The following is a 26,734-nucleotide window of genomic DNA, read 5'->3' on the forward strand; positions in this document are numbered from 1 at the left end:
CATACAACGAATCGCCCCTCCCGAATCGCCCGGCCGTTTCCGACGCGCAGGCCCCTGTTCTCGAGCCGCCCGACGCGCCTACGGTGCGGGCACACGTCCATCGTCCGCCTCGCCCCCCAACCGCGCGCCGAAGCCTTCGACAGCCGCGGCGGACGCCTCGCCGGCACGACCGTGCGCTGATTCTCCCCCGACACCGCCGTCCATCGGGCACCTTGATGCCCCGCTTGGTCCACATCAAGAAATCGCCACGTCGCGCTGGCCCCGGCGTGGCGGCCTGACCATACTGAAAGCACCCCAAACCACTGAGAACGACACCACAGATGTCGATCGCGACACCCGTTTTCTCGGCGCCAATTGCGCCCGTCCTCGGCCGCATCCCCGGCAACAAGGCGATCTGGGTCGGCATTTATTGCGAGCTCACCGAGTTCGCCTTGATGTTTCTCGTCTACTTTGTGGCCCGCGCCCACCACCCGGACGCCTTCCGCGGCGGCCCACAGCAACTGTCCACCCTGGCCGGGGTCACCAACACGGTGATCATGCTCACCAGCAGCTACTTCGTCGCCCGGGGCGTCATGGCCATGCGACGCAACGCGCGCGCCACCTGTCTCAAGTGGCTCACGGCGGCGCTGTTCACCGGCATCGGTTACCCGGTGGTGAAGTTTTTCGAGGTGCAATGGAATGTCGCCCAGGGCCTGTCGGGCAATGGCGAAGTCTTTCAGATGGCCTATTACTACCTCACCTTCAACCATCTGGTGCATGTGTGCTGGGGGCTGCTCGGGCTGATTTGGGTGATGTTCCGCACCTGGATGGGTGCCTACGACGCCACCGATCACGACGGTCTGGAAGCCTTTGCCTGCTACTGGCATGCCACCGACCTGATCTGGCTGATGATCTTTCCGCTGTTCTACGTGCTGCCATGAGGACGCCACGCATGCATAACGAACGCAGCCTCACCCTCGCCTGGCTGCTACTGCTCGGCCTCACCCTGGTCGGCGCCGTGCTGGGCAACGCGGGCAGCCCCGGGCTGTGGGTCACGGTGACCGTCGCCGCCATGATGGCCTTCAAGGGGCGGGTGGTGATCGATCACTTTCTCGAGCTCGGCGGCGCGCATCCGTCGATCCGCCGGCTGGTGCGCTTCTACGCCGTCGCGCTACCGGTTATGCTGATCCTGACCGACCTGTTCGGCCCGCAGATTGCCTGGCTCACCACGCTTTGAGTCGGCCCCACTGACACCCTCCGGAGGCGCTGCCCATGACTGCCTACGTGATTTTCGATGTCGAGATTCGAGATGTGCCGCGCTACCAGGAGTTCATCCAGAAGGTAAAACCGGCGCTCGAAGCGGCCGGCGGTCGCTATCTGGCACGCGGCGGCGCCCACAAGGTATACGAAGGCGACTGGTCGCCGCGGCGCATCGTGGTGCTCGAATTCCCGTCCGTTCAGGCCTGGGAAGACTTCTACACCGGCCCGATCTATCAAGGCCTCAAGGCGATTCGCGACGAATGCAGCTCGGCGCGGCTGATCAGCGTCGAGGGGCTCGACCCGTAGGGCGGGCTTCAATCCGCCGGATTGGGCAACGCCGATCCAACGTCGCCCAAGGCCGGATGAATCCGGCCCTACAACTCACATTTTGATACCGCTCGCCTGGGCCGGAGTCATCCGGCCACCAACACCCTCACAGCCGCCACACCAGCGAGCTGGTGTAATTGAAGTCGTTGCGCCCCACGCCCGGCTCGCGCGCCGAGTCGTATTCATTGGTCACGCCAATCTGCAGACCCGCCCCCAGACTCTTGTCCAGGTCGATCACCCAGTCCACCGACGTAATGTTACGAAACACGCCCTGCTCACGCACATTGGGGTGGTAGGCATTGGTCAGGGCGACCGAATGCTGGCGCGTCACCCGCCAGTTCAAGTCCACGCCCAGCAGCAGCTCGGGCGCAAACCGGCTGCCGTCGTCACCGCCCCAGGTCTGGATCGCGCCCACGCCGCTACGGCCGAGCAAGCGCCAGCGCTCAGTGGACACAAACTGATAGCCGATACCGGTGTTCACGTTGAGGCGGTTGCCCCAATCCTTGAAGTCGTCGCGCACAAATTGGCCGCCGGTGAAATAGAAGCGTGGCGAGCCCGGCACCAGGCCGTCGCGGTTGAGCGCGACCGATAGCGTCTGCGAGGTGGTTTCGCCCTCCGACTGCCGGCGATAAAAACGCGTGCGGTGATTCCAGCGCTCTTCGGTGTCTTCAAAATCGGCCATGAAGCCGACGTTGATCCGCTGGTTCTGCGACTTGCCCGAGGCGCCGCTCACGCCCACTTCCATGCGGCGGCGCCAGTCGGTCAGCCAGCCCGAGCCGAGCAGGCCGTTGTCCGGCACGCTGGCAATCGTCGGTTTCGGGCGCGGTGGGGACACCGTGTCGCCGTCTTCGAGCGTGCGCACCTTGTCGCGCGCCACCACCACATCGCCCAGCATCGGATGCTTCAAGCGCAATTCGGTGGGCGTCTCGGCCACCAGCTCACCGCGCAGGCGGTCGCCGTTTTCGAGCGTGATGGTGACCATCGCCAGCGTCTGGCTGGCCCATACCAGGCCCGCCAACGCGAGCCCCGAGCGAAACGTCCGCCCCATGCCGTGTCCTTTCACAAAAAAAAGCCGTGCCGCCCCACGGGCAAGATCACGGTTTGCTTCGGCGCCCGATCAAAAGCGTCGTCGCCAGCGCCACGACAATCAGTGCCGCGGCAAAATAATCTTCAACAAACGGCTGCTCACCGGTCAACACCATGGCCGAGCCCAGCCCGATCACCGGAATGAACATGATCGACAAGCCACTGGCCACTGGCGGCACGCTGCGCGCGATCGAAAACCACAAAATCTGCGCGATGCCGTAGTTAATGGCAAAGCCATACACCAGCACCACCCACATGGTCGGCGAAAAATCCAGACTCGGCACCGGCTCCAGCGACACCGCGAGCACCCACACCACCGGCACGATCAGCCCGATCATCCACACCGTCAACGCCTCGGTGGACAGCGGCACAGACACGCGCTTGAGCAACAAGGTTCCGAGCGCCCAGCAAAAGGCCGCCGACAGCATCCACAGCACGCCCACCGGCCGCCCGGTGAGCGCGTCCAGCTCGTGCCACAGCAGCAACACCACCGCGCCGGCCGAGCAGGCCGTGGCCATCCACAAGCGCGGCGTCATCTTCTCGCGGAAGAACAGCACGCCGATGATCACCACCCAGATCGGCATGGTGAAACCGACAATCGCCGCCCGCCCCGAGGCCAGCGCCTGCACCCCAAAAATCGACAGCGCGTGCCAGCCCAGAATATTCGGCACCGCCAGCACCACCACCTGCGGCAGCGCCGACATCGGCAGGCTCAGACTGACGCGGCGCGAACGATACCAGCAGATCAGCAGCAGCAGGCCGCCACTCATCGTAATGGCGCGAAAATACAGCGGCGACAGCTCGCGCAGCGAGAGCTTCATCACCGGCCAGTTGATGCCCCACATGAGGGTCAGCACTGCCAGCCCGATCAGGTTGCGGGCAGGGATCATGGCAACACCTCCGACCGGAAAGCGGAAGATTCAAACCGCACGGCAGACTCCAAGACCAAACAAAAAAACGGCGAACCGCAGTCCGCCGTCGTGTGCGCAAGCCCGCAGGCTTACTTGAGTGCAGCGAGCGCGGCCGCGTAATCCGGCTCGTCGCCAATCTCGCCCACCAACTCGGAATGGGTCACGTTGTTGGCTTCGTCCAGCACCACCACCGCGCGGGCGGTCAGACCGGTCAGCGGACCATCGGCCAGCGCCACCCCCCAGTCCTTGGCAAAGGCCGGGCTGCGGAAGTTGGACAGGGTCACCACGTTCTCGAGGCCCTCGGCCACGCAGAAGCGCTTGGCCGCGAAGGGCAGGTCGGCCGACACCACCAGCACCACGGTGTTCGCCAGGCTGGCGGCCTCGGCGTTGAACTTGCGGGTCGAGGTGGCGCAGGTCGGGGTGTCCAGGCTGGGCACAATGTTCAGCACCTTACGCTTACCGGCAAAGGCATCCAGGCCGACATCGGCCAGATCGGCGCCGGTCAGCTTCAGGGCCGGCGCGGCGTCGCCTTTCTGGGGCAGACGGCCGGCCACTTCGACCGGGTTTCCATGCAGCGTTACTGTCGTCATAAAGCTTTCTCCTGTTGAAATTGGGGGCGCGCTTCACTGTATCGCGAAATCACACAATGTCAGTTTGGCACAGCCGGCTTGCATTGGACACCGCGATCCACCGATCATGCCCCTGTCACTTTCTATTGGGCCATCCATGCGCTTCATCGCCTCATCCGCTGTTGCCCTCCTGATTGCCTCGGCCGCCCACGCCGCCCCGCCGCTCCCGGCACTCGGCGTGCAGGCAGATCACATCACCGTCTCGGGCATTTCGTCCGGCGGCTATATGGCGGTGCAGTTTCATGTCGCCCACTCGACCATCGTCGACGGCGTCGGCGTGCTCGCCGGCGGGCCGTATGAATGCGCCGCCGGCAGCATGTGGCAGGCCTTGTCCAACTGCATGGAGCCCAGCGACAGCAAGCCGGTGCCCGACGCCGCCGCCACTGCCGCGCGGGTGGCTGAAGACGCCGCTGCCGGCCGCATCGACCCGGTCGCCGGTCTTGCCGCCGACCGCGTCTGGCTGCTCACCGGCGGGCAGGATCGCACCGTCGCCCGCCCGGTCATGGACGCGCTCGACGCCCTCTACCGTCGCTGGGTCGCCGCCACACAAATCGCCTATGTGACCGTTCCCGACGCCGGCCACGCCATGCTCTCGCTCGACGACCCGCAAGCCAACGCCTGCAACACCTCCGAGCCACCCTACATCAACCGTTGCGAGGGCATCGACGCCGCCGGCCAGTTGCTCGCCCACCTGCTCGGCCCGCGCCAGCCCAAGGCCGCCGCGGCGACCGGCGAACTGCTCGCCTTCGACCAGGCCCCCTTCACCCGCGCCGCCGACAGTGCCGGCATGGGCGGCACCGGTTACGCCTACATCCCCACCGGCTGCCGCGCCGGCGGTTGCCAGGTGCACGTGGCCTTCCACGGCTGCCGCCAGAGCGCCGACCAGATCGGCGATCGCTTCGCCACCGGCGCCGGCTACAACCGCTGGGCCGAGGCCAACCGCCTCGTCGTCCTCTACCCGCAAACCACCCCGCGCTACGGCTGGGCCTGGTCGGGCAACTGGCCGCGCTGGGTGTTCAACCCCAAAGCCTGCTGGGACTGGTGGGGCTATGAGTCGGTCGACTACGCCACCCGCAACGGCCCGCAGATCAAGGCCGTCAAGGCCATGCTCGACCAACTCGCCCGGCCGGTCACGCCCGGCCAGTAAGCGCCATGCAGACCGACCAGCTCCTCCTCTTCGCCATCCTCGCCGCCACCATCGGCCTGTTTTTGTGGGGGCGCTGGCGGCACGATGTGGTCGCGCTGGCCGGCCTGCTGACCTGCGTGCTGGCCGGCCTGGTGCCCGCGGCCGACGCCTTTGCCGGCTTCGGCCACCCGGCGGTCATCACCGTCGCCGCGGTGTTGGTGCTCAGCCGCGGCCTGCAAAGCACCGGCGTGGTCAATGCCGTCGCCCAGCGCCTGCTGGCGCCGGAGGCCGGCGCCACGCTCAGCATCGCCGTGCTGATCGGCGTCGGGGCGGTGCTCTCGGCCTTCATGAACAATGTCGGCGCGATGGCCTTGCTGATCCCCGTGGCGGTACAGACCGCCAGCCGCCACGACCTGCCTCCGGGCAAGGTGCTCATGCCGCTGGCCTTCGGCACCCTGCTCGGCGGCATGACCACCCTCATCGGCACACCGCCCAACCTGATCGTCTCCAGCTTCCGCAACAGCACGGGCGAAGGCAGCTTCGGCATGTTCGATTTCACCCCGGTGGGCCTCGCCGTGGCGCTCGGCGGCGTGATCTTTCTCGCCCTGCTCGGCTGGCGCATTGTGCCGCACCGTGAAACCCGCGGCGCGGCCAGCTTCGATACCGGCAACTACCTGACCGAGGCTTGGGTCACCACCGACGGCAAGGCGGTGGGCAAGCATCTGCACGAGATCGAGCGCACGCTCGAAGCGGCCGACGCGCAGGTGGTCGGCATGGTGCGCAACGCCTTCCGCGTGACCGCCCCCAACCCCTGGCGATTGCTGCGCGCGGGCGACATCCTGGTGATCGAAGCGGACCCCGAGTCGCTCACCACCGCACTCGCCGACCTTGGCCTCAGCCTGCAGGCGCCGGAAAAAGACGAGGGCGAAGGCGACAAACCCAAACGACGCAAGGACGACGAGGAGAAAAAGTCCAGCGATGCCGACGAAACCCAGCTGCAGGAGCTGGTGGTGATGCCCACCTCCTCGCTGATCGGTCGCAGCATCGGCAACATCCACATCGGCACCCGCTTTGGCCTCAACCTGTTGGCCATCTCGCGCCAGGGCCGGCAGAGCATCAAGCGCCTGCGCTCGACCGCGATCCGGGCCGGCGACGTGCTGCTGATGCAGGGCACCCCCGAGGCGCTCGGCGCCTTCGCCGGCAGCTTCGGCGGCGTGCCCCTGGCCCCGCGCGACATCGCCATCCCCAACCGCGGCCGCGCCACCACCGCGGTCGGTATCATGGCGCTGGCCATCGCCGGCGCCGCCTTCGGCCTGCTGCCCGCCGCCATCGCCTTCGCCTGCGCGGTGCTGGCCTTCGTGGTGCTGCGCATCGTCACGCCCGACAAGCTCTTCGACGCGGTCGACTGGCCGGTCGTGGTGCTGCTCGGCGCCCTCATCCCCGTCGCCGGCGCCATGGCCAGCACCGGCGCCGCCGATGCCCTCGCCCAGGGCCTGCTCGGCGGCATCGCCCAAGGGCACCCGGTGGTCGCGCTGGCGCTCGTGCTGATCGTCACCATGACGCTGTCCGACTTCATGAACAACGCCGCCACCGCCGCCGTCATGTGCCCCATCGCCATCAGCATCGCCAGCCAGCTCGGCGCCGCCCCGGACGCCTTCCTCATGGCCGTCGCCATCGGCGGCTCCTGCGCCTTCCTCACCCCCATCGGCCACCAGAACAACACCCTCATCCTCGGCCCGGGCGGCTTCAGCTTTGGCGACTACTGGCGACTCGGGCTACCGATGGAAATCCTGGTGGTGACGATCAGCTTGCCGATGTTGTTGTGGGTTTGGCCGTTGTGAAGGCACATCGCTATAGGCGTGAAATTGATCGAAAAATCCTGAGTTTCACGACGTAGGCATTTACGCCCGCACGAATCGATGCCGGCCAGCACGTGATTATTGACTTTTATCCACGATTGGATAATTTATCAATATTCCGATAAGTTGCGATAAACCCATGATTTCATTCCCCCGGTTAAAACTGGCCAGCGAATTGGCGGTGGCGTTGCAAGGCAAAGCCGGCTTCAGCGATGCGCACAATGGTCTGTTTCTGGCGGCGCCTCGACGCACTGGCAAAACAACCTTCCTGCGCGGCGATCTGTGTCCAGCCCTTGAAGCTGCCGGTATCGTGGTGGTCTACGTCGACCTGTGGGCCGATGCGGCCCGCGACCCCGGTCAATTGATCGCGGAGGCCATTGGCAAGGCCTTGCAACCGCATTTAGGTGTGGTGGCGCGAACAGCAAAAAGTGCCGGGCTTGAAAAGCTTAATCTGGCCGGCTGGCTGCACGTGGATACCAGCAAAATTGGCCAGGTGGACGGGCTGACCCTGGTGGATGCGCTGAAGGCGCTCAACGAGACTGCCGGTAATCCGGTAGCGCTGATCATCGACGAGGCCCAGCATGCGCTGACCAGCCCTGCTGGCGAAATCGCCATGTCGGCCTTGAAGTCGGCCCGCGACCAGATGAACCGTCCCGACGAGATTCAATTAATGCTCGTCATGTCGGGCTCGGACCGCGACAAACTGCTGCGGCTGGTTCATTCCAACGGCGCGCCCTTCTACGGATCACAAATCCAGCGCATGCCATTGCTGGACCAGCAATTCATCGACTTTCTCGCTGACTTGATCGAAGCGCAGCGCGTCGATCTGTGCCCGGTGGATCGTCACACCTTGAACCGCGCCTTCGAAGGATTTGGCCACCGCCCTCAGTTCTTCATGGAAGCGCTCGGTCAGGCACTCAGTCCCCTGTCGAGCTTCGACGGCCGCTTTGAACTGGCCATGCTGGACGCCGCCTTGCAGCGCCAACGCGATGACGAATCGCAGATGGAGTCGGACTACCTCGGCCTCAAGCCGCTTGAACAAGCGGTGCTTTGGCGAATGCTGAAACTGGGGCCTCGCTTTCGCCCATACGATGCAGAAGCGCTGGCGTTTTACCGCCAGCAGATCGGCACCAAGGTGACGCCACCCATGGCACAGAACGCGCTGGAAGCCTTGCGCGCACGCATGCCGGCCTTAGTGTGGAAATCAGCCCGCGGCGAGTACGCGGTTGAGGACGCGACGATGCATCGATGGTTCGAGGAACGCATGGCCGCCGCGAAATGGCCGCCTGCCAGTCGGCAAACACCGCTGAATCTAAACGGTGAATTCTGAACGACACAGACCTATCAACGGCGCCCGCTCATCGGAGCACGTCATATAAAAAACAGGGGAGCAAACAACGCTTTCCAGTTGAAAGTGCTGATGGTGGCCGCGAGTCTCAATATTTTCATATATCGTCCCCGCATGACCCCTCGCCCCCCAAACAAATGGCTCGCCGCACTCCTCGGCCTCCTCGCCCCGCCCGCTGGACTGCTCTACGCCGGTAGCGCGCGCTGGGCCGGCAGCTACTTGCTGCTCACGCTGGCGGCGATTGGCTTTCTCTGGTTTGGGCCGGCTGCGCTGTCTGCCGGCCTTACGAGTCTGGCGCTGTCGGTAGTGGCCGCGGGGCACGCCTACCGGCTGGCCGGGCAATGGCCCGCCGGGCATGTGCGACCGTGGTACAGCCGCTGGTATGCCGCGCTGGGCAGCGCGCTGGCCGTCGTGCTGGTGCTATTTGGCGTGCGGGCGTTTGTGGTCGAGCCGTTCTCGATGCCAAGCGTGTCGATGCAGCCGACGATTGCGCCGGGTGCGTTGCTGATCGTCAGCAAATGGGGGTATGGCAACTACGGCAGCCTTGGCATTACCGTGGCAGAACGACCGGTGTCGGCCGAGATCCGTCATGGCGATGTGATCGTGTTCGCGTATCCGGTCGAACCGCTGATTCGCTACGCAAAGCGGGTGGTTGGTCTGCCGGGTGATACGGTGGGCTACCGGCGCGGGCAGTTGAGCATCAACGGCCTGGCGGTGAAGCGCACGCCGGTGGCCGATTTTGTGGACCCGGCGCAGGCAACGGTGATGCACCAGTTTGAAGAGCAACTGTCAGGCGCGCGCTACCGGGTCATCTACGACCGCGATGAGCGACCGTATTTTCAGGTCATTCAGGATTTTCCGATGCGCGACAACTGCCGCATCGACGCCGAGGGCATTGAGTGCGAGGTGCCGGCGGGGCATTACTACGTGATGGGCGATAACCGCGACAACAGCAGCGATAGCCGCACGTGGGGCTTTGTGCCGGCGCGGAACGTAGTGGGCAAGGTGTGGCGGGTGACGGCACCCCGCTAGCGTCGGCGGCGAGTCTCGTGCGCCAGGCGTCCGGTTCGCCGAGGCGAGATTGTCCAACAACGGCCGGATGACGCGGCCTTACCTACTCAGATCTTTCAGGCAGGCCGGGCCGCGGTGAATAAACGCGCGGTGGACCTGCACGGCGGAGGCGCCGGCCTCGCGGGCGTCGTCGACGTCGCGGGCGTTGCGGATGCCACCGACGGCGACGAGGGCGGGCCCGCCAGCCAGCCGGTGGGCCAGATCGGCGAGTCGGGCGAGTTGCTCGCTGCGCTGGGCGGGCGGATCGGCAAGGACCAGGGTAAGACAGTCAATGCCGGCGTGGGCGGCGGTATCGGCGAGGGCGGGCAGCGGGTCGTGCCGATCGCCGAGCGGCAGCTTGAGCGCCAGGGCGATATGCCGGGGCAAGCGCTTGCGTTCGCGGACCAGGGCGCGCAGGGTGACGGCCAGCATGGGGTGGTGTTCCGGTGCCAGGAGGGGGCGGCGGGCGCGGGCGCTGAGGTTGAAGCTCAGGTAGTCGGCGACGCTCCAGGCATCGTGCAAGGCGTTGAGCCATTGGGCCGGCAAGGCGGTGACGGGCGCACCGGGCGACAGGCCGACGCCGATGCCGATGGCGCTGGTTTCGGCGCTGCGGGGTGGCAGGGCGGCCAGACGCGCGAGCAGCGGGGCGAGCGAATTAGGCGCCCGCGGATGGGCGGCGACGGAGCCGAACTCGACGCTGCCGAAGCCGAGTTCCAGCAAAGTGGCGGCCTGGCGGCCATCGGTGTCGATGCCGCCAGCGAGGCCGGGGCGATCGTGCCAGGGCAAGTGGGGCGCGGTCACGCGGGACATCTGCCCTTAGCGCACGACACGCTTGGCGCTGGCCAGTGCATGCGGCTTGCCGGTGTCTGGACCAGCGCGCTCACGGAGACGCTGCCCCGCCACGCGGGCGCAAGCGATGCGCCGTGCGGCCTGGCGCACTGCACTCGCGTAACCGGGCTGTTATCGCGATTCGATGGTGAGTGGCTTCCACCGCGCCGAGTCATACCCCCGATGCGACGCGGCGCGATGCAAGCGCCTCGCCCCGTCGTCGCGGAGGATGCGGGCGTCTTGCCGTCGGGCGGCCGGGCCGGCGCGTTCATCCATTCCGCCGCGCAAAATCGGCCATGAACTCGGCCAGCGCGCTGGCGCCGGCGTCGGGCATGGCGTTGTAGAGGCTGGCGCGCAGGCCGCCGATGCGGGGATGGCCGCGCAGGTGATGCAGGCCGTGGGCTTCGGCCTCGGCGACGAAGCGCTCGGTGAGGGCGGCGTCGGCGAGGTGGAAGCGGATATTGGTGACGGAGCGATGGGCGGGCACCACCGGGGCGGTGTAGGCGCCGCCGCTGCCGTCGATGACGCGGTAGATCCGCTCGGCCTTGCGCCGGTTGGCGGCGGCCAGGGCGGCGAGGCCGCCGGCCTCGGCGATCCAGTCAAAAACCAGGGCGGCCACGTGGATGGCGGCGGTGGGCGGGGTGTTGTAGGTGCTGTCCAGCTGTGCCTGGGTGCGGTAGCTGAACGCCGTGGGCAGCTGCGGGCTGGCACGGTCGAGCAGGTCGTCTCGCACCACGAGCACGGTGAGTCCGGCCAGACCGAGGTTTTTCTGGGCGCTGGCATAGATCAGGCCGAAGCGGGTGATGTCGAGCGGTGTGGCGAGAAAGCAGGAGGTGGCGTCGGCCACCAGCGGCACGGCGCCGACGTGTGGCAGCTCGGGATAGGCCAGGCCATCGACGGTTTCGTTGGGGGTGATGTGGCAGTAGGCGCAGCCTGCCGGCAGATGCCAGCGGCCGGCGGTGGGCGCGGCCAGTGGGGCGGCGCCGATGTAGCGCGCGGCAATGACCACCTCGGTGTAGCGGCGCGCTTCGTCGATGGCGCGCTGCGACCAGTAGCCGGAGTCGGCGTAGGCGGCGCAGCGGGCGGTGCCGAGCAGGTTCATGGGCAGCAGCGAGAACTGGTGCATGGCGCCGCCGGCGAGGAACAGGATGCGGTAGCCGGGCGGCAGGCCGAGCAGCGCGGCGAGGCGTTCGCGGGCATGCGCCAGCGTGGCGCGGAAGGCGTCGCCGGTGAAGGGGCGCTCGACCGCTGCAGCGCCATCGACACCGCGGACGAACAACTCGTCGCGGGCGCGATCGAGCACGGCGTCGGGCAGGCGCGCGGGGCCGGCGGCAAAGCTGTAGGCGGTCACAGCAGTCCGCCGTGGCTGCCGGTGGCCATGAAGAACAGCAGCGGGATCGACAGCATGGTGTTGGTGCGCGAGGACAGATGCGTGATGCGCGAGCAGCGCAGGCGCTCGTCGATGCTGGCGGGCACCAGGCCGAGCACTTTTTTCTGGTGCGGCCACAGCACCAGCCAGACGTTGAGCATCATCAGCGTGCCGATGTACATGCCCACGCCAATCGGCGCCAGGCTGCCTTGCAGGGCGAGCGCGTCGCTCAGCCAGCCCTGCCGCCACAGCATCAGCAGGCCGGCACACCAGGTGACCACCGAGGCCCAGCGAAAAAAGCCGTGCTCGCGGTTGAGCAGCGCCTGGAAACGCGGGCTGCGGTCATCGCTCAACTCCTCGGCACGCAGCGGTTGCCAGCTGGGGCGCTGCACCACGCTGGAGTAGTTGTGGCCAACCCAGATGATGCCGGCGATGAAGTGCGCCCAGCGCACGGTGAGGTCGAGCAGCATGTCCATGGCGCGCCTCAGCCGGCCAGCAGGCGTACCAGCGCCGCCAGCACCAGGGTGAGCAGCACGCCGAGGGCGATGGTGCCGCGCGCGGTGTCGTAGGGGTGGCGCATCTCAGTCCTCCAGGAAGGCGGTGGTGACGGTGCCGGCGGCGCGCTTGAACAACGGCTTGCGGAAGCGCAGCGGGCGGGCGGCGGTGTCTGTCGCCTCGCGCACCCGGGCGTGATGCGGCGAGCGGCCGCAGGCCGGGTCGGTGTTGCCGGCGTCGCCGGTGAGCAAAAAGGCCTGGCAGCGGCAGCCGCCGAAATCCTTTTCCTTTTCGTCGCAGGACACACAGGGCTCGGGCAGCCAGTCGAGGCCGCGATATTTGCGGAACAGCGGCGACTCGTGCCACAGCCAGGCCAGCGGCTTGTCGCGCACCGATTCGAACTCGAGGCCGGGAATCACGCGCGCTTCCTGGCAGGGCATGGCCACGCCGTCGGGGGCGATGGTCAGGTGGATGGCGCCCCAGCCGTTCATGCAGGCCTTGGGGCGGCCCTCGTAGTAGTCAGGGATGACGAAGTAGATGGTCATCTTCTTGCCCAACTTGTCGCGCCAGCGCTGCACCACCTGTTCGGCTTCGCGCACCTGTTCGAGGGTGGGCATGAGTTCGTCGCGGTTCACCAGGGCCCAGTTGTAGTACTGGATGTTGGCGAACTCGATGTACTCAATGCCCAACTCGGCGGCCCAGGCGATCATCGCGTCGGTCATGCCGATGTTCTGGCGGAAGACCGGCATGTTGAGCACCATCGGAAAGCCGTGCGCCTTGATGCGGCGGGCGGCGTCGAGCTTGCGTTCGTGGGCGGTGGCGCCGACCAGCGCGTCGGTAACCGCGGCCTCGGTGGCCTGCAGCGAGAGCTGGATCTGCTTGAGGCCGGCCGCCTTGAGCGCCACCAGGCGTTCTTCGGTGAGGCCGATGCCGGAGGTGATCAGGTTGGTGTAGAAACCCAGCTCATTGGCGTAGGCCACCAGTTCTTCGAGGTCGGGCCGCTGCAGCGGTTCGCCGCCGGTAAAGCCCAGCTGCAGGGCGCCCAGCTCGCGCGATTCGCGCAGCACGCGCTTCCATTCGTCGGTGGTCAGCTCGCGGGCGGCGTAGTCGTCGAAGTCCAGCGGGTTGTTGCACCAGCTGCACTTGAGTGGGCAGCGGTAGGTGAGTTCGAGGGACAGCCACAGGGGCTTGCCCTGGCCGTCGAGCGTGAGGCCGTTGCTGTCTTTTGGCATGGTGGTGCTCCTGTTGCTTGTCTGGTTCAAGCGTGCAGCCAGCCCTTGTCGGTGGCCACGTCGAGAAAGGCGCGCACGCCCTGGTCGATGTCGTCGGCGGGGCCGGGGAAGGCGACCTGCAGCTCGGCGATCAGCTCGGCCACGGTGTGTTCGCCGTCGCAGCGCTTGAGGATCTCGCCGGCGGAGGGGTTGAGTTTGATCAGCCCTTCCGGGTAGAGCAGGATGTAAGCGTCCTGGCTGGCTTCCCAGCGGAACATGAAGTGGGGCGACAGCTGCGGGCGGCGGTCGGTGGCGGTCGATGTGATGGTCATGGTGGCGAGCCTCTGGACAATGGCGGGGGCGAAGGCGGCAAGCCGCCACCGCCCCGAACCGGCTTAGCGGACGTAGACGTAAGCCGTGACTTCGAAGCCCAGGCGGATTTCGCAGTAGGCGGGGGTTTCCCAGGTCATGTGTGTCTCCTCAATGGCGGCGCGGCCCCATGCCGTGCCTGACACCATTATTGGGAGCCACGTGCCGGGCGCGCCATCCACCATCTGCCGCAATCCGCTACAGAAAATCATGATTGACGGGCATCGACATGAAAATCCGGCTTGACACAAGCAACTAGTTGATATGCATCAAGTTTTCAGGCGTCACAAGCCATGGCACGCGCCATCGAAAGCACGCCGTTGATATCCCACCGGGCGGCGACCCTCCGGGCAGGCCGACGGCGCGCCTCACCCCGCCGGCTCGCCCCCGAGGCGATCACTGACGAGTCCGGGAAACGGGACAACGATCAAGCGTGCATGGCCTTCAGCGGCGGCGACATCGCCGATAAACGCCGGACCACCGGCGGCGTGCGCTCGACAAGGCCTACGAAAATGCCGCACTCTGCGCGATCCCGTCGGACCACGACGGCATCGGCGACGCCAAAGGCAGTTGCCGATGGCACAAGGGGCGCGATTGGTCACCGGGACGCGATCGAAAGCTCGCCGGCGTAACCGTCGGGTGCCGGTCGAGATGCCCTACCCCGCGCCGACATTTGACGTCCTTCTCAAAGCGGGCGCCTACCGCACGCACCGGCTCGCTGGCAAAACCCTGCCGCCAATGTGCACGGCTCAGCGCCCACTTGATGTCGGGCTCCACCAGTCGTTGGGATGCCACCGGTCCGGTGGCGCCGAGCACGCGCCCGGACGTCTTTTCTTCGATGCCTCAGGATCCGCGACCACACAGCGACCAGTGGCCGACCATGCAGGCCACGGCCCCCCCAGCGTTCGCCTTCGCTCAGGACGAGGCGTGGTGTCGGCATGACACACGCCATGCGAAGCCCGTGCGCCGGCAAACCGCGCTCAAGCGGCTGCCGGCAACGCGCGTTCAGCGCACCAGATGCAGAAAGTGCATGTGCTTGTGGTACTGGTCGATGATGTCGCTGATCACGCCTTCTTTTGACCAGCCCATGATGTCGTAGTCCTGACCGCCCTCACGCAGGTGGATTTCGGCGCGGTAGTACTTCTGCTCCTCGGCCACCTCGCTCTCGGCCACGTCGGGGCTGAGGAAAGCCGGTTTGATGTGGGCACGGGCGCGCACCTGGTAGAGAAAGTCGATCTCCTCGCCGTGCGCCACGCTGAGCGCCACGTGGTCGGGGTCGGTGCTGGTCACCGTCGCGTCAATGCCCTTGAGCTTGAGCTCGGCGGCCACTTCGTCGCAGGCGGGCCGGCCGATCTGGGCGATGAAGCGCTGCACGACGTCGCGCGTGGGGTAGTCGACGATGTTGTGCAGGCGGTCTTTCCACGAGCCGCTGACGGCCGGTGGGCCGACGGGCGCGGAGTTCATCTGCAGGCTCTCGCGCTTGTAGAGGTCGATCCGCAGCGCCTTGATGAGGCCGTAGGTGGCCACCAGCAACACCACGGCAAAGGGCAGCGCGCTGGCGATGGTCATGGTCTGCAGCGCGCCGAGGCCGCCGGCCAGCAGCAGCACGATGGCCACGATGCCTTCGCCGCCGGCCCAGTAGATGCGCTGCCACAGCGGGGTGTTGTCATGACCGCGCGAGCACAGCATGTCGACCACCATCGAGCCGGAGTCGGAGGAGGTGACGAAGAACACCACCACCATCACCATGGCGAGCATCGACAGCACGCCGGAGAACGGGAAGTTCTCGAGGAAGGCGAACAGCGCCAGCGCCACGTCGGCCGACACCGCCTCGCCCAGCGCCACCTGGCCCTGGTTGAGGATCAGCTCGATGGCCGAGTTGCCGAACACCGTCATCCACATCAGCGTGAAGCCGGTGGGCACAAAGAGCACGCCCATGGCGAACTCGCGGATGGTGCGCCCGCGCGAGACGCGCGCGATGAACAGCCCGACGAAGGGCGCCCAGGACATCCACCAGCCCCAATACAGAATCGTCCAGCCGCCGATCCAGTCGGTCTTCTGGTAGGCGAAGAGGTTGAAGGTATTGCTGACAATGTCCGAAGCGTAGGCGCCGGTGTTCTGCACAAAGGTTTGCAGCAAAAACACCGTGGGGCCGAGCACCAGCATGACGATGAGCAGAATCACCGCCAGGCCCATGTTCAGCTCCGACAGGATCTTGATGCCCTTGTCGAGGCCGGTGGCCACCGACAGCATGGCCAGCCCGGTCACGCCGATGATGAGCACGATCTGCACCGTGGTGCTGACCGGGACGTCGAACAGGTGATTGAGGCCGGCATTGACCTGCATCACCCCGTAGCCCAGCGAAGTGGCCACGCCGAAGACCGTGCCGATCACGGCAAAAATATCCACCGCATGGCCGATGGGGCCATAGATGCGCTCACCGATCATCGGGTACAGCGCCGAACGCAGGGTCAGCGGCAGGCCATGACGATAGGCGAAAAACGCGAGAATCAGCGCCACAATCGCATAGATCGCCCAGGCATGCAGGCCCCAGTGGAAGAAGGTGATCTTCATCGCCGCGCGGGCGGCCTCGACCGTGCCGGGGTCGCCGACCGGCGGCGACAGGAAGTGCATCACCGGCTCGGCCACGCCAAAGAACATCAGGCCGATACCCATACCGGCCGAAAACAGCATGGCAAACCAGGTGAGGTTGGAGTAGTCGGGCCTGGAGTGATCCGGCCCGAGCTTGATCTCGCCGTAGCGCGACAGGCCCAGGAAGGTGACCGTCATCAGGATGATGGCCACGGTGAGCACATAGAACCAGCTGCCGTTGGCCACGATGCTCGCCTGCAACGATTTGAACGTGTCGTTGGCCGTTTCGGGCGCCAGGGCGGCGAAGGCCACCAGCGCAATGATCAGAATGGATGCCGGATAGAACACCGGCGCATGGAACCCGGCCTTGGCCGGTACTGCGGTTTGAGACTGAGTCATTGGACAGCGTTTTCCCTTTGAAACCAGGGTAAACCTTAGATGAAAACGCTGCGTCTTTGCGGCCTAACTGCGGATCGACGGGTCATGGCAGCCCGGATTTCGCGAAAAAGCCCATGTTGATTCGCGTACGTCAATGCTCTTTGCCGGCGTAGATCCACATCGGCTCCGTCTTGCCGGCGCGCTCAAAGCCCATGGCCTGGTAGAAAGCCACGGCGTCGCCATCAGCGGTGAGCATTTGCTGATGAAAGCCAGCATAGCGCTTTAGCAGCGCAGCCATCATCTGCCGCCCCAGCCCCTGGCGCCGGAACTCCGGGTGCACCAGCAGATGCGGAAAATAGACCACCAGGTGCCCGTCGGAGATCGCATTGCCCAGGCCCACCAGACGGCCGTCGACGCGTGCGGTGACCAGGCTGTGCGACGCGCGCAGCGCCGCCATCAACGCCTCGGGCTTGTCGGCGGCAGACCATTTGTTGGCGCGATACAGCGCCAGCACTTCGTTGGCCTTGACCGGGCGATCGAGGGCGATATCGAGTGGCATAAGACAGGCCTTTTATGGGCGCAAGCAGGGCGCTTGGCCGACGCAAATCATGTTCAATCGTTGCACCACTGCCGTTCGCAGGGCGCACCATCGTTGTCGCCGTCCATTTTCACGCCGGGGCAGTTCCGCAAAAAGAAGGTGGCTTCGGCGCAGGAGCGCATTTGCGAGCAATGGGTTCGACCATCGCAGGCGTACTGCGCCGCGGGTCGGATTTCGGTCGTCCGTGCTGCGGATGGCTGCGCCGCATTGGCCAGACTCAAAGGCGCGGTGTGGTGGTAGTCCTGATAGGCGCCGTAGCCCTTCCAGCCCGCCACCGCCAGCAGGGCAATCATTAGCAAGCGTGTCATCCGATTCTCCAAGACAATTCACCAGCCACGCGCAATCAGACCGCCTGAGCCCACCATCACAACGCGTCGCTGGTGCAATGACGAATGGATCTACGATACGCCTCGCGCCATCGAACGAAAAGACCACCGCTCAGCGATACGCCGCCAGCACATCGCAGCGCGCATGTGCGAGCACATGCTTGGTGACGCTGCCGAGGAGGAGCTCTTCGGTCATGTTGGCGCCATGTTTGCCGAGCACGATCAGGTCGGCGCCGAGTTCTTCTTCCTGCTCGAGTACGCGCATCGAGGTGTCGCCATGGATCACCGACACCCGCCAGGCGGTGCCGGTGAGCCCGGCGTCGGCAGCAAACTGATGAAGCCGGGCAACGGCGTCCTTGCGGGCCTTGATGCGGTGGCCGAGGATCACGTCTTCCTCCACGAAGGCGAGCCGTAGCTTGCCTTCGTATGGCAGCTCGAAGGCGTGCATGAGCGTCAGCTCGGCCTGCGGCGCCACGCTGCGGGCCAATCGCACGGCACCCGCCGACCAGAGCGAAAAATCGACCGGCACCAGCACCTTCCGGTAGTGCTCGCGCGGCGGCTGCTTGACAGCCAGAATCGGCCGGCGGATCTTGCGCAGCAGGCGCTCCGCCGTGGCGCCGAGCAGCCACTGGCGCATGAAGTCGGTACCACGCGCGCCCAGCACCAGCAGGCTGGCATCGAGGCGGTCAGCCTGAGCAGCGATGGTCTCGAGCACCGCGCCTTCTTCCAGATGCAGCCCGGCGGTGACGCCCAACGGCTCGCCGATGTCGGTCGCCAGCTGGCTGAGCGCCTCGCGGGCCAGGTCGCGAATGCGTTGGGACAGCGCGGCATCCTGGTCGACAAAGGCCGCCTGCAAGGCGTCGAGCGCGGTTTTTTCAAGCACATGCAGCAATTCGAGGCGCGCCCCGCTTTCACTCGCCAGCAGCGCCGCGCGCTGTGCGGCATGGCGGGCCGGCGCCGAGAGGTCGGTGGTGGCAAGCACGGTATGCAGGCGGGTCATGGCGAGTCCTCCGAAGGGTTGAGCGCATCGACCATGAGTTGCGCGGTGTGATCGGCCGAGTCGAGGAATGGGTTGATGATCCGGCTAGCGCCGGCCGCATGCAATGCCTGTCGATGCACTTCGTCGCCCACCACGCCGGTGATGACGCCGGGCACGGCCAGGCTCTGGAGCGCATGGAGCAATCCGCGGTTGGACTCCCAGGTGGGCAGCGTGGTGACGATCCACTGCGCCGTTTCCACCGGCAGGGTGTCGACAAAGGCGGGGTCTTCGCCATCGCCAAAGCGCACGGCAAAGCCGCGATGGCGCAGACGGCGGACGGTTTCGGGGTCGAAATCGACGCCCATCGCGGTCACGCCGTGGTGATGCAGACGGGCCAGCAGGTGCGCGCCATAGCGCCCGAGGCCGAAGATGATGACCTGCGGCGGCGAGTCCGGCCGTCGCTGGCGTTCAACCGCCAGTTCGCGGTGCGGACGGCGGCGCTCGAAAACACTCAGCCATGGCCCGATCCGCTCAAACAAGGGCTGCGAATACAGGATCATGTAAGTCGACAGCGCGATGGTGACGATGCCCACCAGCGTGGTCAGCCCGAGCGCGTCATTCCCGACATGGCCGAGCGTGATACCCATGGCCACAAAGATGATCGAAAACTCGCTGATCTGCGCCACCGTCAGCCCGGCCATGAAGCCGGTGCGCTTGCGATAGCCCATCGCGCCCATGATCGCCATCACGATGAGCGGGTTGCCAATCAGCACAAACAGCGAGAGCACCAGCGCCGGCCACAGTTCGCCGCCCAGCGACGAAAAGTCGAGCTTGGCGCCGAGGTCGATAAAGAAAAACAGCAGCAGAAAGTCGCGAATGCCGGTCAGGCGCGCGGCGATCGCGTCGCGAAAGTGCGTCGACGCCAGCGAGAACCCGGCCAGAAAAGCGCCCGCCTCTTTCGAGAAACCCGCCCACTCGCCAAAGGCCGCCAGTGCCGTGCCCCAGGCAATGGCGAAGATCAGCAACAACTCCTGCGAGCGCGCCATGGTGCGCATCAGCGGCGGCAGCACATAGCGCATCAGCACATACAGCAGGGCCGCGGCGATCAGCACCCGGCCGACGATGGCGCCGCCCACCTGCCACCACACCGCCTCGCCGTCGCCGGTGGCGCGCAGGGCGCTCATGGCCATCATGGCCAGCACCACGGCGATGTCCTGCACGATCAAAAAGCCCACCGCGATACGCCCGTGCAGGGATTCGAGCTCGCGCTTGTCGGACAACAGCTTGATGATGATGATGGTGCTGGAAAAAGTCAGCGCCACCGCCACATACAGCGCGGTCAGCCAGTCGCGCCCCATGGCCAGAACCAGCACAAAGCCGATCGCAATGGTGAAAGCCAGCTGCCCCAGCCCCGTCGCCAGGGCCACCGGGCCGATATGCCGCACATGCTGCAGATCGAGCTTGAGGCCAACCAGAAACAACAGCACCGCCACGCCGACCTGAGCGAGCAGGTCGATCTGATCATGCGATTTGACCAGCTCCAGCCCCGCCGGCCCTACCGCAATGCCGACCACAATGTAGGCAATCAGCACCGGCTGTCGCAGCCGCACCGCCACCGCCCCCACCGCTGCGGCGATCAGCAACAACAAGGCCAGCTCGGCAAACGGCTCGTGCATGCTCAATCGCTCCCTGGCGGCTCGCTACCCGGTTTGCGTCGCCAGCGGCGATGCGCGCCATTGCGCCGTCGCGCCAGCGTGCGCCAGCGCCACACCAGCGTGATGACCGCGTAAGTGGTCAGCCCGATCAGCGAGGCCAGAATGCTCAAGCCGATCATGAGCGGCTTGCCCATCACCCGCAGGCGCTCCCAAATGCCGGCGTCGGCGTTGATGTCTTGCGCACTGGCCGGATCGGCGGCGTGCTCGGGCAGGCGATCGCCGGTGACCCAGGTGCCGAGCCGGTAGGCGGCGAAATACACCGGCCCGAAGGTGATCGGATTGGTCACCAGGGTGCTCGCCGCCGCTGCCGGCACGTTGGCACGCAGCACCACCGCCGCGCCCACCGACAGCGGGATCTGCGCGACCGGAATCAACAGGCCGAAAAACACCCCCAGCGCGACGCCCATCGCCACGCCGCGGCGCGACCAGTGCCACAGGCGCGGATGGCCGAGCCACGGCGCCAGCCAGGACAGCCAGCGATTGGCGTGGATCTGCTCTCGCGTTGGTACTTTGGCGCGCAGGCGCCGGAAAAAACCCATTCACATGCTCCGTATGTTGAGCCGCCGCAGCACGGCCTTTTCGGCTTCCACGGCCAGAAACTTGGCGGCACCCAGGGCCAGGATCGCGCCCCAGGTGGCCGCATCGAGCGCCACGGTCTGGAACACCTGCTGCATCGGCGGCGCGTAGGTAAACACCAGCTGAAAACCGATCAGCAGGGCGCTCATCCACACCGCCACCGGGTTGCCGGTGAGAATCTCGCGGCTAAAGGCCGAGGCAGTGAAGTGACGCACATTGAAAAGGTACACCAGCTCGCCGACCACCAGCATGTTGACCGCCGCCGTGCGCGCCATCTCAAGGCTGCCACCACGCATCAGCACCCATTCGAACACGCCGAAGGTCACCAGCACCATCAACAGGCTCACATAGGCGATGCGCCCGGCCAGCACGCGGGTAATCAGCGGCTCCGACGGCCGGCGCGGCGGACGGTGCATGACGCCGGCCTCGCCCGGCTCGAAGGCCAGTGCCAGCGCCAGGGTGACCGCGGTGATCATGTTCACCCACAGGATCTGGCCGGCGGTCACCGGCAACGCCAGCCCGGCAAACACCGCAAGCAGGATCACCCCCGCCTCGCCGCCATTGGTGGGCAAAATGAACAGCAGCGACTTCTTGATGTTGTCGAACACCACCCGGCCTTCGCGCACGGCGCGGGCGATGGTGGCGAAGTTGTCGTCGGTCAGCACCAGGTCGGCCGCCTCGCGCGCGGCGTCGGTGCCCTTGTTACCCATGGCCACGCCAATGTCGGCGGCCTTGAGCGCGGGGGCGTCGTTCACGCCATCGCCAGTCATCGCCACCAGCTCGCCCTCGGCCTGCAGCGCGGCCACCAGACGCAGCTTGTGCTCGGGGCTGGCGCGGGCAAACACGTCGGTGTGCTGCACCGCCCGGCGCAGGGCCGCGTCGTCGAGCACTTCGATGTCCGCACCGGTCAGCGGCGCCTCGGCCGTCAGGCCCAGCTGCCGGCCAATGGCGGCGGCGGTCACGGCATGGTCGCCAGTGATCATCTTCACCCGCAGGCCGGCGCGCTGGCACTGCGCCACCGCATCGACGGCGGCCTCGCGCGGCGGGTCGATCAGTCCGACCAGGCCGAGCAGGCTGAAGCGCGCCGTGATGTCGCTCATCGACAAGGCCGTGGTGCCGGCCGGCATGTCGCAGCGCGCCAGGGCGAGCACCCGCTGGCCGGCGCCGGCGGCCTCTTCCATGCGCGCCTGCCAGGCGGTGGCGTCAAAGGCCTGGCCGTCACCGGCGTCCCCACACAGCCCCAGCACCCGCTCGGGCGCGCCCTTGAGCAACACAAAGGCGTGGCCGGCGTGGTCATGGTGCAAGGTGGCCATGAAGCGGTGTTCGGACTCGAAGGGGATCTCGTCCACCCGCGGCGTGGCGGCGCTCATCTCGGCCGCGTCGAGCCCGGCCTTGAGCGCCAGGGTCAGCAGCGCGCCCTCGGTCGGGTCGCCCACCAGCTGCCAGCCGCCGCCGGCGTCGTGCTTGAGCCGCGCGTCGTTGCACAGCAGCGCCGCCTGGGCCAGCGCCTGCAAGGCCGCATCCCGCCCGCCCTCGACGGCCGCCCCCTCGCACTGAAAACCGCCCTCGGGCACGTAGCCCGCGCCGCTCACCGCCAGCGTGCACGCCGGCAGCATGATGCGCACGGCGGTCATCTCGTTCTTGGTCAGCGTGCCGGTCTTGTCGGAACAGATCACGGTCACCGAGCCCAGCGTCTCGACCGCCGGCAGGCGACGGATGATCGCGCGGTTCTGCGCCATCACCCGCGTGCCAATGGCCAGCACAATGGTGACGATAGCCGGCAGCCCCTCGGGAATGGCCGCCACCGCCAGCCCGACCACCGCCAGGAAGATCTCCAGCAGCGGCATCTCGCGCACGAGGTGACCATAGGCGAAGGTGAGCGCGCCCATCGCCAGGATGAAACCGGTGATCTGCCGCGCAAACTGGTCGAGCCGGCGGGTCAGTGGCGTGGCCAGGGTCTGCACCTCGCCCACCAGCGTGCCGATGCGGCCGATTTCGGTGCGCTGCCCGGTGGCCACCACCACGCCGCGTGCCTGACCGAAGCCCACCACCGTGCCCGAGTAGGCCATGCAGCGGCGGTCGCCGATGGCGGCGGTGTCGGCCACCGGCGTGGTGTGCTTGTCCACCGGCAGCGATTCACCGGTCAGCGCCGCCTCGCTCACCCGCAGGTTCTTCACCCGCAGCAGGCGCAGGTCGGCCGGCACCTTGGCGCCGGACTCGAGCAGCACGATGTCGCCCGGCACCAGCTCGGCGGCATCGATCTCGTGCCGCTCACCACCCCGCACCACCGTGGCGTGGCTGGCCAGCATGGCCCGCACCGCCTCCAGCGCCTTCTCCGCCTTGCCCTCCTGCACGAAACCGATGGCCGCGTTGATCAGCACCACGGCCACGATCACCCCGGCGTCGACATAGTCTTCGAGCGCAAAGGTCACCGCCCCGGCGACCAGCAGCACGTAGATCAGCGGGTTATGGAACTGCAGCGCCAGCCGCAGCCACGGCCCATGCCGACGTGGCGAGGCCAACGCATTGGCGCCGTACTGCGCCAGCCGCTCGCGTGCCTGCGCATCGCTCAGGCCGCTGGCGGCGTCCACCTCAAGCTGTCGCGGCGCCTGCTCGGCCGGCACGGCGTGCCAGCGCGGGGCAGCGTCAGGCACGAAAGGGGCTTCGGGTTTCATCAGTGACTCCATGGTTCGGGGCGGCGCCCCCGCCGATCAACGCTAGCGCACGACTCCACCGGCCACGTTGTTCCAGGTCAGGACGGTGAGCGATGGCAGGCACGACACATTCCGCCATTCGGCAAGCGCCGGCCGCGATTGGTTCATCGGGCGCGACTAGGCCCCATCGCCCCCGCCACCTGCTGCGGCAACGGGCGGCCTGAAAGCGCCATCCGGCGAACCGCCGGCGCGTAAAAAAACACATATGAAGATAAGCTTTTATTCTTTCCGGCTCTTTACGGGCTGCGCTAATGTGGCGCCCGTCATCCACCTGGCCTGCGTCGTGTGTCATGTTCATCCCCAAGAACCACGCCGCGCGGGTCGTCGGCGTTGTCTTGCTCGGGTTGTTCATCTGCTTCGTGCGCGAATGGGTCAAGCCCGACGTGGCGGCGATGCGCGCGGTGGTCCGGCGGCTCGGCCTCGGCCTGCTCGACGCCAAACAGGTGCGCGGCGTGTTCAGCAACAGCGCGCCGATCACCATCACCTGCCTGTTCGTCATCAGTGAAGCGCAGGCTGGGCTGACGAAGGAAGCCCAACGTTCGGCGCTCCACAATTACACCGCTGAACGTTGGGCTTCGCTGCGCTCAACCCAAGCTACATGATCCCGTCACGCCGTGCGCCGCCTCGTGGCCACCCACGCCCCCGCTGGCAACCGCCCCCGGACCGGCCCAAACGGTATAAGCAAACAACCGTTTATTCATTCCCGTTCCCTGCGCGGCGGGCTATCGTCGCAGCCGTTCCGAGTCCTTTACAGAAGACCGCTGCACCATGGTTCTGCCCGAATCCCTCCATGCCCTGATCGTCGGCGTCGTCCTGCTCGGCTTGTTCGTGTGCTTCGTGCGCGAATGGGTCAAGCCCGACGTCGCCGCCATGAGCGCGGTGGCCCTGCTGCTCGTCCTCGGTATGCTCGACGCCAAGCAGGTGCTCGGCGTGTTCAGCAACAGCGCGCCCATCACCATCGCCTGCCTGTTCGTCATCAGCGGCGCCCTGAGCAAGACCGGCTGCGTCGATCGCCTGGGCGACTGGCTGGGCGCGATGGCCGGGCACAGCGAGCGCCGCCTGCTGCTGGCCATGCTGGCCGTCGGCGTGCTGGTGTCGCCCTTCATCAACAACACCCCGGTGGTGATGGTGATGATCCCGGCGGTCATCGCCATGGCCGGGCGCTATGGCGTGGCGCCCTCGCGGCTGCTGATTCCGCTCTCCTACGCCACCATTCTCGGCGGCATGATCACCCTGGTCGGCACCTCGACCAATATCCTGGTCGACGGCGTCGCGCGCGAGATGGGGCTGGCGCCTTTCAGCATGTTCGAGATCACCGCCCCGGCCATGCTCATGGCGCTGGTCGGCTGCGGCTTCATGGCCGTGTTTGCCCACCGCCTGCTACCGGTGCGCGAGACGCTGACCCAGCAACTCTCCGGCGCCGGCGACCGCCTGTTCATGACCGAGCTGTTCGTGCCCGAAGACTCGCGCCTGGCCGGGCGCACACTCAAAGAAGCGCGGCTGACCCAGGGCGACATCCAGGTGCTCAAACTGTTTCGTGGCGACGAAGCCTTCTCGGCGCCACCCGCCCACACCCGGCTGGTGGTCGGCGACCGGCTGGTGGTGCACAGCCGCAGCCAGGACATGGTGACCCTGCACAGCACCGACCTCATCGGCCTGCACAGCCGCGACGACGACCCCCACGACCTCGAAACCCTGCGCCGGCGCGACGTGGTGGTGGTCGAAACCATCGTCGGCCAGACCTCGCGCTATGTGCAGCGCCCCATCCGCGACCTCGACCTCGCCGCGCGCTACGGCATTCATCTGGTCGCGGTGCATCGGCGCAATGCCTCGATTCTCGACATCGGCGACGACTTTCAGCTGCAGTTTGGCGACGTGCTGCTGGTCGAAGGCTCGCCGGCGCAGATCAAACGCTTCTGCGACAACGGCGACCTGTTCGCACTCACCGACGGCAAACACGAAACCCCGCGCAGCACCAAGGCCCCCATCGCCCTGGCCACCATCGCCAGCGTGATGCTGCTGGCCGCGCTCAATGTAATGCCCATCGAAGCGCTGGCGCTGATCGGCGCCGTGGTTGTGGTAATCACCGGCTGCATTCGCGCCGACGAAGCCTACAAAGCCATCGAGTGGCCCATCCTGATCCTGATCTTCGCCATGCTGGCCATCAGCATCGCCATGCGCGAATCTGGCCTCGCCGCCCTGATGGCCTCCGCACTGGTCGGCCTCGGCAGTGACATCCCGCCCTGGGCAATGCTCTCACTGGTGATTCTGCTCACCTCCATCGCCACCGAGTTTCTCAGCAACAACGCGGTGGCGGTGCTGTTCACCCCGGTGGTCATCGGCGTCGCCCAGCAACTCGGCGTCGACCCGCGCCCCTTCGTCGTCGGCGTCATGTTCGCCGCCAGCTGCAGCTTCGCCACCCCCATCGGCTACCAGACCAACACCCTGGTCTACACCGCCGGCAACTACCGCTTCACCGACTTCGCCCGCATGGGCGTGCCGATGAACCTCATCACCTGGCTAACGGCCAGCGCGCTCATCCCGCTGTTCTGGCCCTTGTAGGGAGGGCGGCTCGCCGCCCACCAGACGGTGGTGGTCGGCTGCAGCGGCCCTTCAGCGTCACGTCGTAGCGGTAGGGCGCAATAACCGAAGAGCATTGCGCCGGATGCCCGGCAGAGGCACCATGTCGGCGTATGCTCGCGTTCTTTCAGACGATTGAGAGACGAAGCTGAGGTTGCGGCCGAGATGGGTCGTGGCTCCCCGGCGTGAGACTTCCATCCGGCGCAATGCCCTTCGGTTATTGCGCCCTAAGCGTGCTAAAAAAACAGGCCAATTGAAACAAAATAGCTCAAACGGGGAAACAATGTCTGAATCGCCCCGCCCCCGGTAGACGCTTTGCAGCCTTAAACTCAGGCATGCACAGGAGGCGTCATGAGCAACAAGCGTTACCCGGAAGAATTCAAAATCGAGGCGGTCAAACAAGTCACGGAGCGGGGTCATTCTGCGTCG

At 66.4% G+C, this 26,734-nt stretch carries 26 protein-coding genes; 10 read left to right on the forward strand and 16 right to left on the reverse strand.

All coding sequences use genetic code 11. The features are described from left to right. Positions 1 to 320 precede the first annotated feature (320 nt). The 3 genes from FHP89_RS10540 to FHP89_RS10550 are packed head-to-tail and all read left to right on the forward strand — an operon-like array spanning position 321 to position 1,545. A complete protein-coding gene (locus FHP89_RS10540; RefSeq protein ID WP_186300241.1) occupies positions 321 to 920 on the forward strand; it encodes a cytochrome c oxidase subunit 3 family protein in 600 nt (199 codons plus the stop codon). 11 nt (positions 921 to 931) lie between these two features. Next, positions 932 to 1,216: a cytochrome C oxidase subunit IV family protein gene (locus FHP89_RS10545; RefSeq protein WP_186300242.1), complete on the forward strand. Its 285-nt coding sequence runs from the start codon at positions 932 to 934 to the stop codon at positions 1,214 to 1,216. A 35-nt stretch (positions 1,217 to 1,251) separates the two neighbouring features. After that, the gene (locus tag FHP89_RS10550; protein ID WP_144175994.1) at positions 1,252 to 1,545 is read left to right on the forward strand and encodes a DUF1330 domain-containing protein; all 294 of its coding nucleotides are present in this window, start codon (positions 1,252 to 1,254) and stop codon (positions 1,543 to 1,545) included. A 127-nt stretch (positions 1,546 to 1,672) separates the two neighbouring features. On the opposite strand, the gene FHP89_RS10555 is transcribed toward FHP89_RS10550, so the two are convergent. The 3 genes from FHP89_RS10555 to tpx all read right to left on the reverse strand — a co-directional run bounded on the left by FHP89_RS10555 (position 1,673) and on the right by tpx (position 4,153). Further along, entirely contained in the window at positions 1,673 to 2,614 is a 942-nt protein-coding gene (locus FHP89_RS10555) for a DUF481 domain-containing protein (protein ID WP_144175996.1), read from the reverse strand. A gap of 46 nt (positions 2,615 to 2,660) precedes the next feature. Next, positions 2,661 to 3,542, reverse strand: coding sequence for a DMT family transporter (locus FHP89_RS10560; protein WP_144176004.1), 882 nt, complete (start codon positions 3,540 to 3,542; stop codon positions 2,661 to 2,663). Positions 3,543 to 3,652: 110 nt separating this feature from the next. Then, the gene (gene tpx, locus FHP89_RS10565) at positions 3,653 to 4,153 is read right to left on the reverse strand and encodes a thiol peroxidase (RefSeq protein WP_144176012.1); all 501 of its coding nucleotides are present in this window, start codon (positions 4,151 to 4,153) and stop codon (positions 3,653 to 3,655) included. Between the two features lie 136 nt (positions 4,154 to 4,289). On the opposite strand from tpx, the gene FHP89_RS10570 reads away from it, so the two are divergent. The 4 genes from FHP89_RS10570 (at position 4,290) to lepB (ending at position 9,557) form a co-directional block, all read left to right on the forward strand. After that, positions 4,290 to 5,339, forward strand: a complete 1,050-nt coding sequence (locus tag FHP89_RS10570) for an extracellular catalytic domain type 2 short-chain-length polyhydroxyalkanoate depolymerase (RefSeq protein WP_144176020.1) — start codon at positions 4,290 to 4,292, stop codon at positions 5,337 to 5,339. Between the two features lie 5 nt (positions 5,340 to 5,344). Next, positions 5,345 to 7,159 carry an SLC13 family permease gene (locus FHP89_RS10575; protein ID WP_144176028.1) on the forward strand — a complete coding sequence of 605 codons (1,815 nt, stop codon included), beginning with the start codon at positions 5,345 to 5,347 and terminating at the stop codon, positions 7,157 to 7,159. Positions 7,160 to 7,316: 157 nt separating this feature from the next. Next, a complete protein-coding gene (locus FHP89_RS10580) occupies positions 7,317 to 8,507 on the forward strand; it encodes an ATP-binding protein (protein WP_144176032.1) in 1,191 nt (396 codons plus the stop codon). 132 nt (positions 8,508 to 8,639) lie between these two features. After that, on the forward strand, positions 8,640 to 9,557 hold the full coding sequence (lepB, locus tag FHP89_RS10585; RefSeq protein WP_186300243.1) for a signal peptidase I: 918 nt from the start codon (positions 8,640 to 8,642) through the stop codon (positions 9,555 to 9,557). Positions 9,558 to 9,635: 78 nt separating this feature from the next. Here the strand turns inward: lepB and FHP89_RS10590 are convergent, their stop codons facing one another. From FHP89_RS10590 to FHP89_RS10650, 13 genes are all read right to left on the reverse strand, one after another. After that, positions 9,636 to 10,376, reverse strand: coding sequence for a hypothetical protein (locus tag FHP89_RS10590; RefSeq protein ID WP_222105362.1), 741 nt, complete (start codon positions 10,374 to 10,376; stop codon positions 9,636 to 9,638). A 295-nt stretch (positions 10,377 to 10,671) separates the two neighbouring features. Further along, positions 10,672 to 11,754: a 3-phosphoserine/phosphohydroxythreonine transaminase gene (gene serC / locus FHP89_RS10595; RefSeq protein ID WP_144176035.1), complete on the reverse strand. Its 1,083-nt coding sequence runs from the start codon at positions 11,752 to 11,754 to the stop codon at positions 10,672 to 10,674. After that, a complete protein-coding gene (locus FHP89_RS10600) occupies positions 11,751 to 12,248 on the reverse strand; it encodes a urate hydroxylase PuuD (protein ID WP_144176036.1) in 498 nt (165 codons plus the stop codon). Before FHP89_RS10600 ends, serC begins: the two co-directional genes overlap by 4 nt. A 105-nt stretch (positions 12,249 to 12,353) precedes the next feature. Beyond that, positions 12,354 to 13,499: a pyrroloquinoline quinone biosynthesis protein PqqE gene (pqqE, locus tag FHP89_RS10605; RefSeq protein WP_144176037.1), complete on the reverse strand. Its 1,146-nt coding sequence runs from the start codon at positions 13,497 to 13,499 to the stop codon at positions 12,354 to 12,356. Between the two features lie 26 nt (positions 13,500 to 13,525). Continuing rightward, entirely contained in the window at positions 13,526 to 13,810 is a 285-nt protein-coding gene (gene pqqD / locus FHP89_RS10610; protein WP_144176038.1) for a pyrroloquinoline quinone biosynthesis peptide chaperone PqqD, read from the reverse strand. 63 nt (positions 13,811 to 13,873) lie between these two features. Continuing rightward, complete coding sequence (gene pqqA, locus FHP89_RS21345; RefSeq protein WP_391525613.1) at positions 13,874 to 14,059, reverse strand: pyrroloquinoline quinone precursor peptide PqqA; 186 nt, start codon at positions 14,057 to 14,059, stop codon at positions 13,874 to 13,876. A gap of 793 nt (positions 14,060 to 14,852) precedes the next feature. After that, positions 14,853 to 16,838 carry a BCCT family transporter gene (locus FHP89_RS10620; RefSeq protein ID WP_144176039.1) on the reverse strand — a complete coding sequence of 662 codons (1,986 nt, stop codon included), beginning with the start codon at positions 16,836 to 16,838 and terminating at the stop codon, positions 14,853 to 14,855. A 130-nt stretch (positions 16,839 to 16,968) separates the two neighbouring features. Then, positions 16,969 to 17,376, reverse strand: coding sequence for a GNAT family N-acetyltransferase (locus tag FHP89_RS10625; protein WP_144176040.1), 408 nt, complete (start codon positions 17,374 to 17,376; stop codon positions 16,969 to 16,971). 53 nt (positions 17,377 to 17,429) lie between these two features. Then, complete coding sequence (locus tag FHP89_RS21180) at positions 17,430 to 17,723, reverse strand: excalibur calcium-binding domain-containing protein (RefSeq protein WP_144176041.1); 294 nt, start codon at positions 17,721 to 17,723, stop codon at positions 17,430 to 17,432. Positions 17,724 to 17,853: 130 nt separating this feature from the next. After that, on the reverse strand, positions 17,854 to 18,741 hold the full coding sequence (locus tag FHP89_RS10635) for a universal stress protein (protein WP_144176042.1): 888 nt from the start codon (positions 18,739 to 18,741) through the stop codon (positions 17,854 to 17,856). Beyond that, complete coding sequence (locus FHP89_RS10640) at positions 18,738 to 20,396, reverse strand: cation:proton antiporter (protein WP_144176043.1); 1,659 nt, start codon at positions 20,394 to 20,396, stop codon at positions 18,738 to 18,740. Before FHP89_RS10640 ends, FHP89_RS10635 begins: the two co-directional genes overlap by 4 nt. Positions 20,397 to 20,398: 2 nt before the next feature. Next, positions 20,399 to 20,974: a DUF2062 domain-containing protein gene (locus FHP89_RS10645; RefSeq protein WP_144176044.1), complete on the reverse strand. Its 576-nt coding sequence runs from the start codon at positions 20,972 to 20,974 to the stop codon at positions 20,399 to 20,401. After that, positions 20,975 to 23,686 carry a cation-translocating P-type ATPase gene (locus FHP89_RS10650; RefSeq protein WP_144176045.1) on the reverse strand — a complete coding sequence of 904 codons (2,712 nt, stop codon included), beginning with the start codon at positions 23,684 to 23,686 and terminating at the stop codon, positions 20,975 to 20,977. A gap of 329 nt (positions 23,687 to 24,015) precedes the next feature. Here FHP89_RS10650 and FHP89_RS10655 point away from each other — a divergent pair, with 329 nt between their 5' ends. The 3 genes from FHP89_RS10655 to FHP89_RS21060 all read left to right on the forward strand — a co-directional run. Further along, entirely contained in the window at positions 24,016 to 24,327 is a 312-nt protein-coding gene (locus FHP89_RS10655) for a hypothetical protein (RefSeq protein WP_144176046.1), read from the forward strand. 166 nt (positions 24,328 to 24,493) lie between these two features. Beyond that, positions 24,494 to 26,287, forward strand: coding sequence for an SLC13 family permease (locus FHP89_RS10660; RefSeq protein ID WP_144176047.1), 1,794 nt, complete (start codon positions 24,494 to 24,496; stop codon positions 26,285 to 26,287). 369 nt (positions 26,288 to 26,656) lie between these two features. Continuing rightward, positions 26,657 to 26,734 (forward strand): transposase (locus FHP89_RS21060; protein WP_222105366.1); only part of this gene is annotated, 78 nt, incomplete at its 3' end.

The sequence above is a fragment of the Denitromonas ohlonensis genome, from assembly GCF_007625205.1.
Classification (GTDB): domain Bacteria; phylum Pseudomonadota; class Gammaproteobacteria; order Burkholderiales; family Rhodocyclaceae; genus Nitrogeniibacter; species Nitrogeniibacter ohlonensis.

Bases quoted from the DNA above. Each gene is read 5' to 3' on its own strand.
- FHP89_RS10540 (WP_186300241.1), top strand. From the start codon at position 321: ATGTCGATCGCGACACCCGTTTTCTCGGCGCCAATTGCGCCCGTCCTC.
- FHP89_RS10545 (WP_186300242.1), top strand. From the start codon at position 932: ATGCATAACGAACGCAGCCTCACCCTCGCCTGGCTGCTACTGCTCGGC.
- FHP89_RS10550 (WP_144175994.1), top strand. From the start codon at position 1,252: ATGACTGCCTACGTGATTTTCGATGTCGAGATTCGAGATGTGCCGCGC.
- FHP89_RS10555 (WP_144175996.1), bottom strand. From the start codon at position 2,614: ATGGGGCGGACGTTTCGCTCGGGGCTCGCGTTGGCGGGCCTGGTATGG.
- FHP89_RS10560 (WP_144176004.1), bottom strand. From the start codon at position 3,542: ATGATCCCTGCCCGCAACCTGATCGGGCTGGCAGTGCTGACCCTCATG.
- tpx (WP_144176012.1), bottom strand. From the start codon at position 4,153: ATGACGACAGTAACGCTGCATGGAAACCCGGTCGAAGTGGCCGGCCGT.
- FHP89_RS10570 (WP_144176020.1), top strand. From the start codon at position 4,290: ATGCGCTTCATCGCCTCATCCGCTGTTGCCCTCCTGATTGCCTCGGCC.
- FHP89_RS10575 (WP_144176028.1), top strand. From the start codon at position 5,345: ATGCAGACCGACCAGCTCCTCCTCTTCGCCATCCTCGCCGCCACCATC.
- FHP89_RS10580 (WP_144176032.1), top strand. From the start codon at position 7,317: ATGATTTCATTCCCCCGGTTAAAACTGGCCAGCGAATTGGCGGTGGCG.
- lepB (WP_186300243.1), top strand. From the start codon at position 8,640: ATGACCCCTCGCCCCCCAAACAAATGGCTCGCCGCACTCCTCGGCCTC.
- FHP89_RS10600 (WP_144176036.1), bottom strand. From the start codon at position 12,248: ATGGACATGCTGCTCGACCTCACCGTGCGCTGGGCGCACTTCATCGCC.
- pqqE (WP_144176037.1), bottom strand. From the start codon at position 13,499: ATGCCAAAAGACAGCAACGGCCTCACGCTCGACGGCCAGGGCAAGCCC.
- pqqD (WP_144176038.1), bottom strand. From the start codon at position 13,810: ATGACCATCACATCGACCGCCACCGACCGCCGCCCGCAGCTGTCGCCC.
- pqqA (WP_391525613.1), bottom strand. From the start codon at position 14,059: ATGATTTTCTGTAGCGGATTGCGGCAGATGGTGGATGGCGCGCCCGGC.
- FHP89_RS10620 (WP_144176039.1), bottom strand. From the start codon at position 16,838: ATGACTCAGTCTCAAACCGCAGTACCGGCCAAGGCCGGGTTCCATGCG.
- FHP89_RS10625 (WP_144176040.1), bottom strand. From the start codon at position 17,376: ATGCCACTCGATATCGCCCTCGATCGCCCGGTCAAGGCCAACGAAGTG.
- FHP89_RS21180 (WP_144176041.1), bottom strand. From the start codon at position 17,723: ATGACACGCTTGCTAATGATTGCCCTGCTGGCGGTGGCGGGCTGGAAG.
- FHP89_RS10635 (WP_144176042.1), bottom strand. From the start codon at position 18,741: ATGACCCGCCTGCATACCGTGCTTGCCACCACCGACCTCTCGGCGCCG.
- FHP89_RS10640 (WP_144176043.1), bottom strand. From the start codon at position 20,396: ATGCACGAGCCGTTTGCCGAGCTGGCCTTGTTGTTGCTGATCGCCGCA.
- FHP89_RS10645 (WP_144176044.1), bottom strand. From the start codon at position 20,974: ATGGGTTTTTTCCGGCGCCTGCGCGCCAAAGTACCAACGCGAGAGCAG.
- FHP89_RS10650 (WP_144176045.1), bottom strand. From the start codon at position 23,686: ATGAAACCCGAAGCCCCTTTCGTGCCTGACGCTGCCCCGCGCTGGCAC.
- FHP89_RS10655 (WP_144176046.1), top strand. From the start codon at position 24,016: ATGTTCATCCCCAAGAACCACGCCGCGCGGGTCGTCGGCGTTGTCTTG.
- FHP89_RS10660 (WP_144176047.1), top strand. From the start codon at position 24,494: ATGGTTCTGCCCGAATCCCTCCATGCCCTGATCGTCGGCGTCGTCCTG.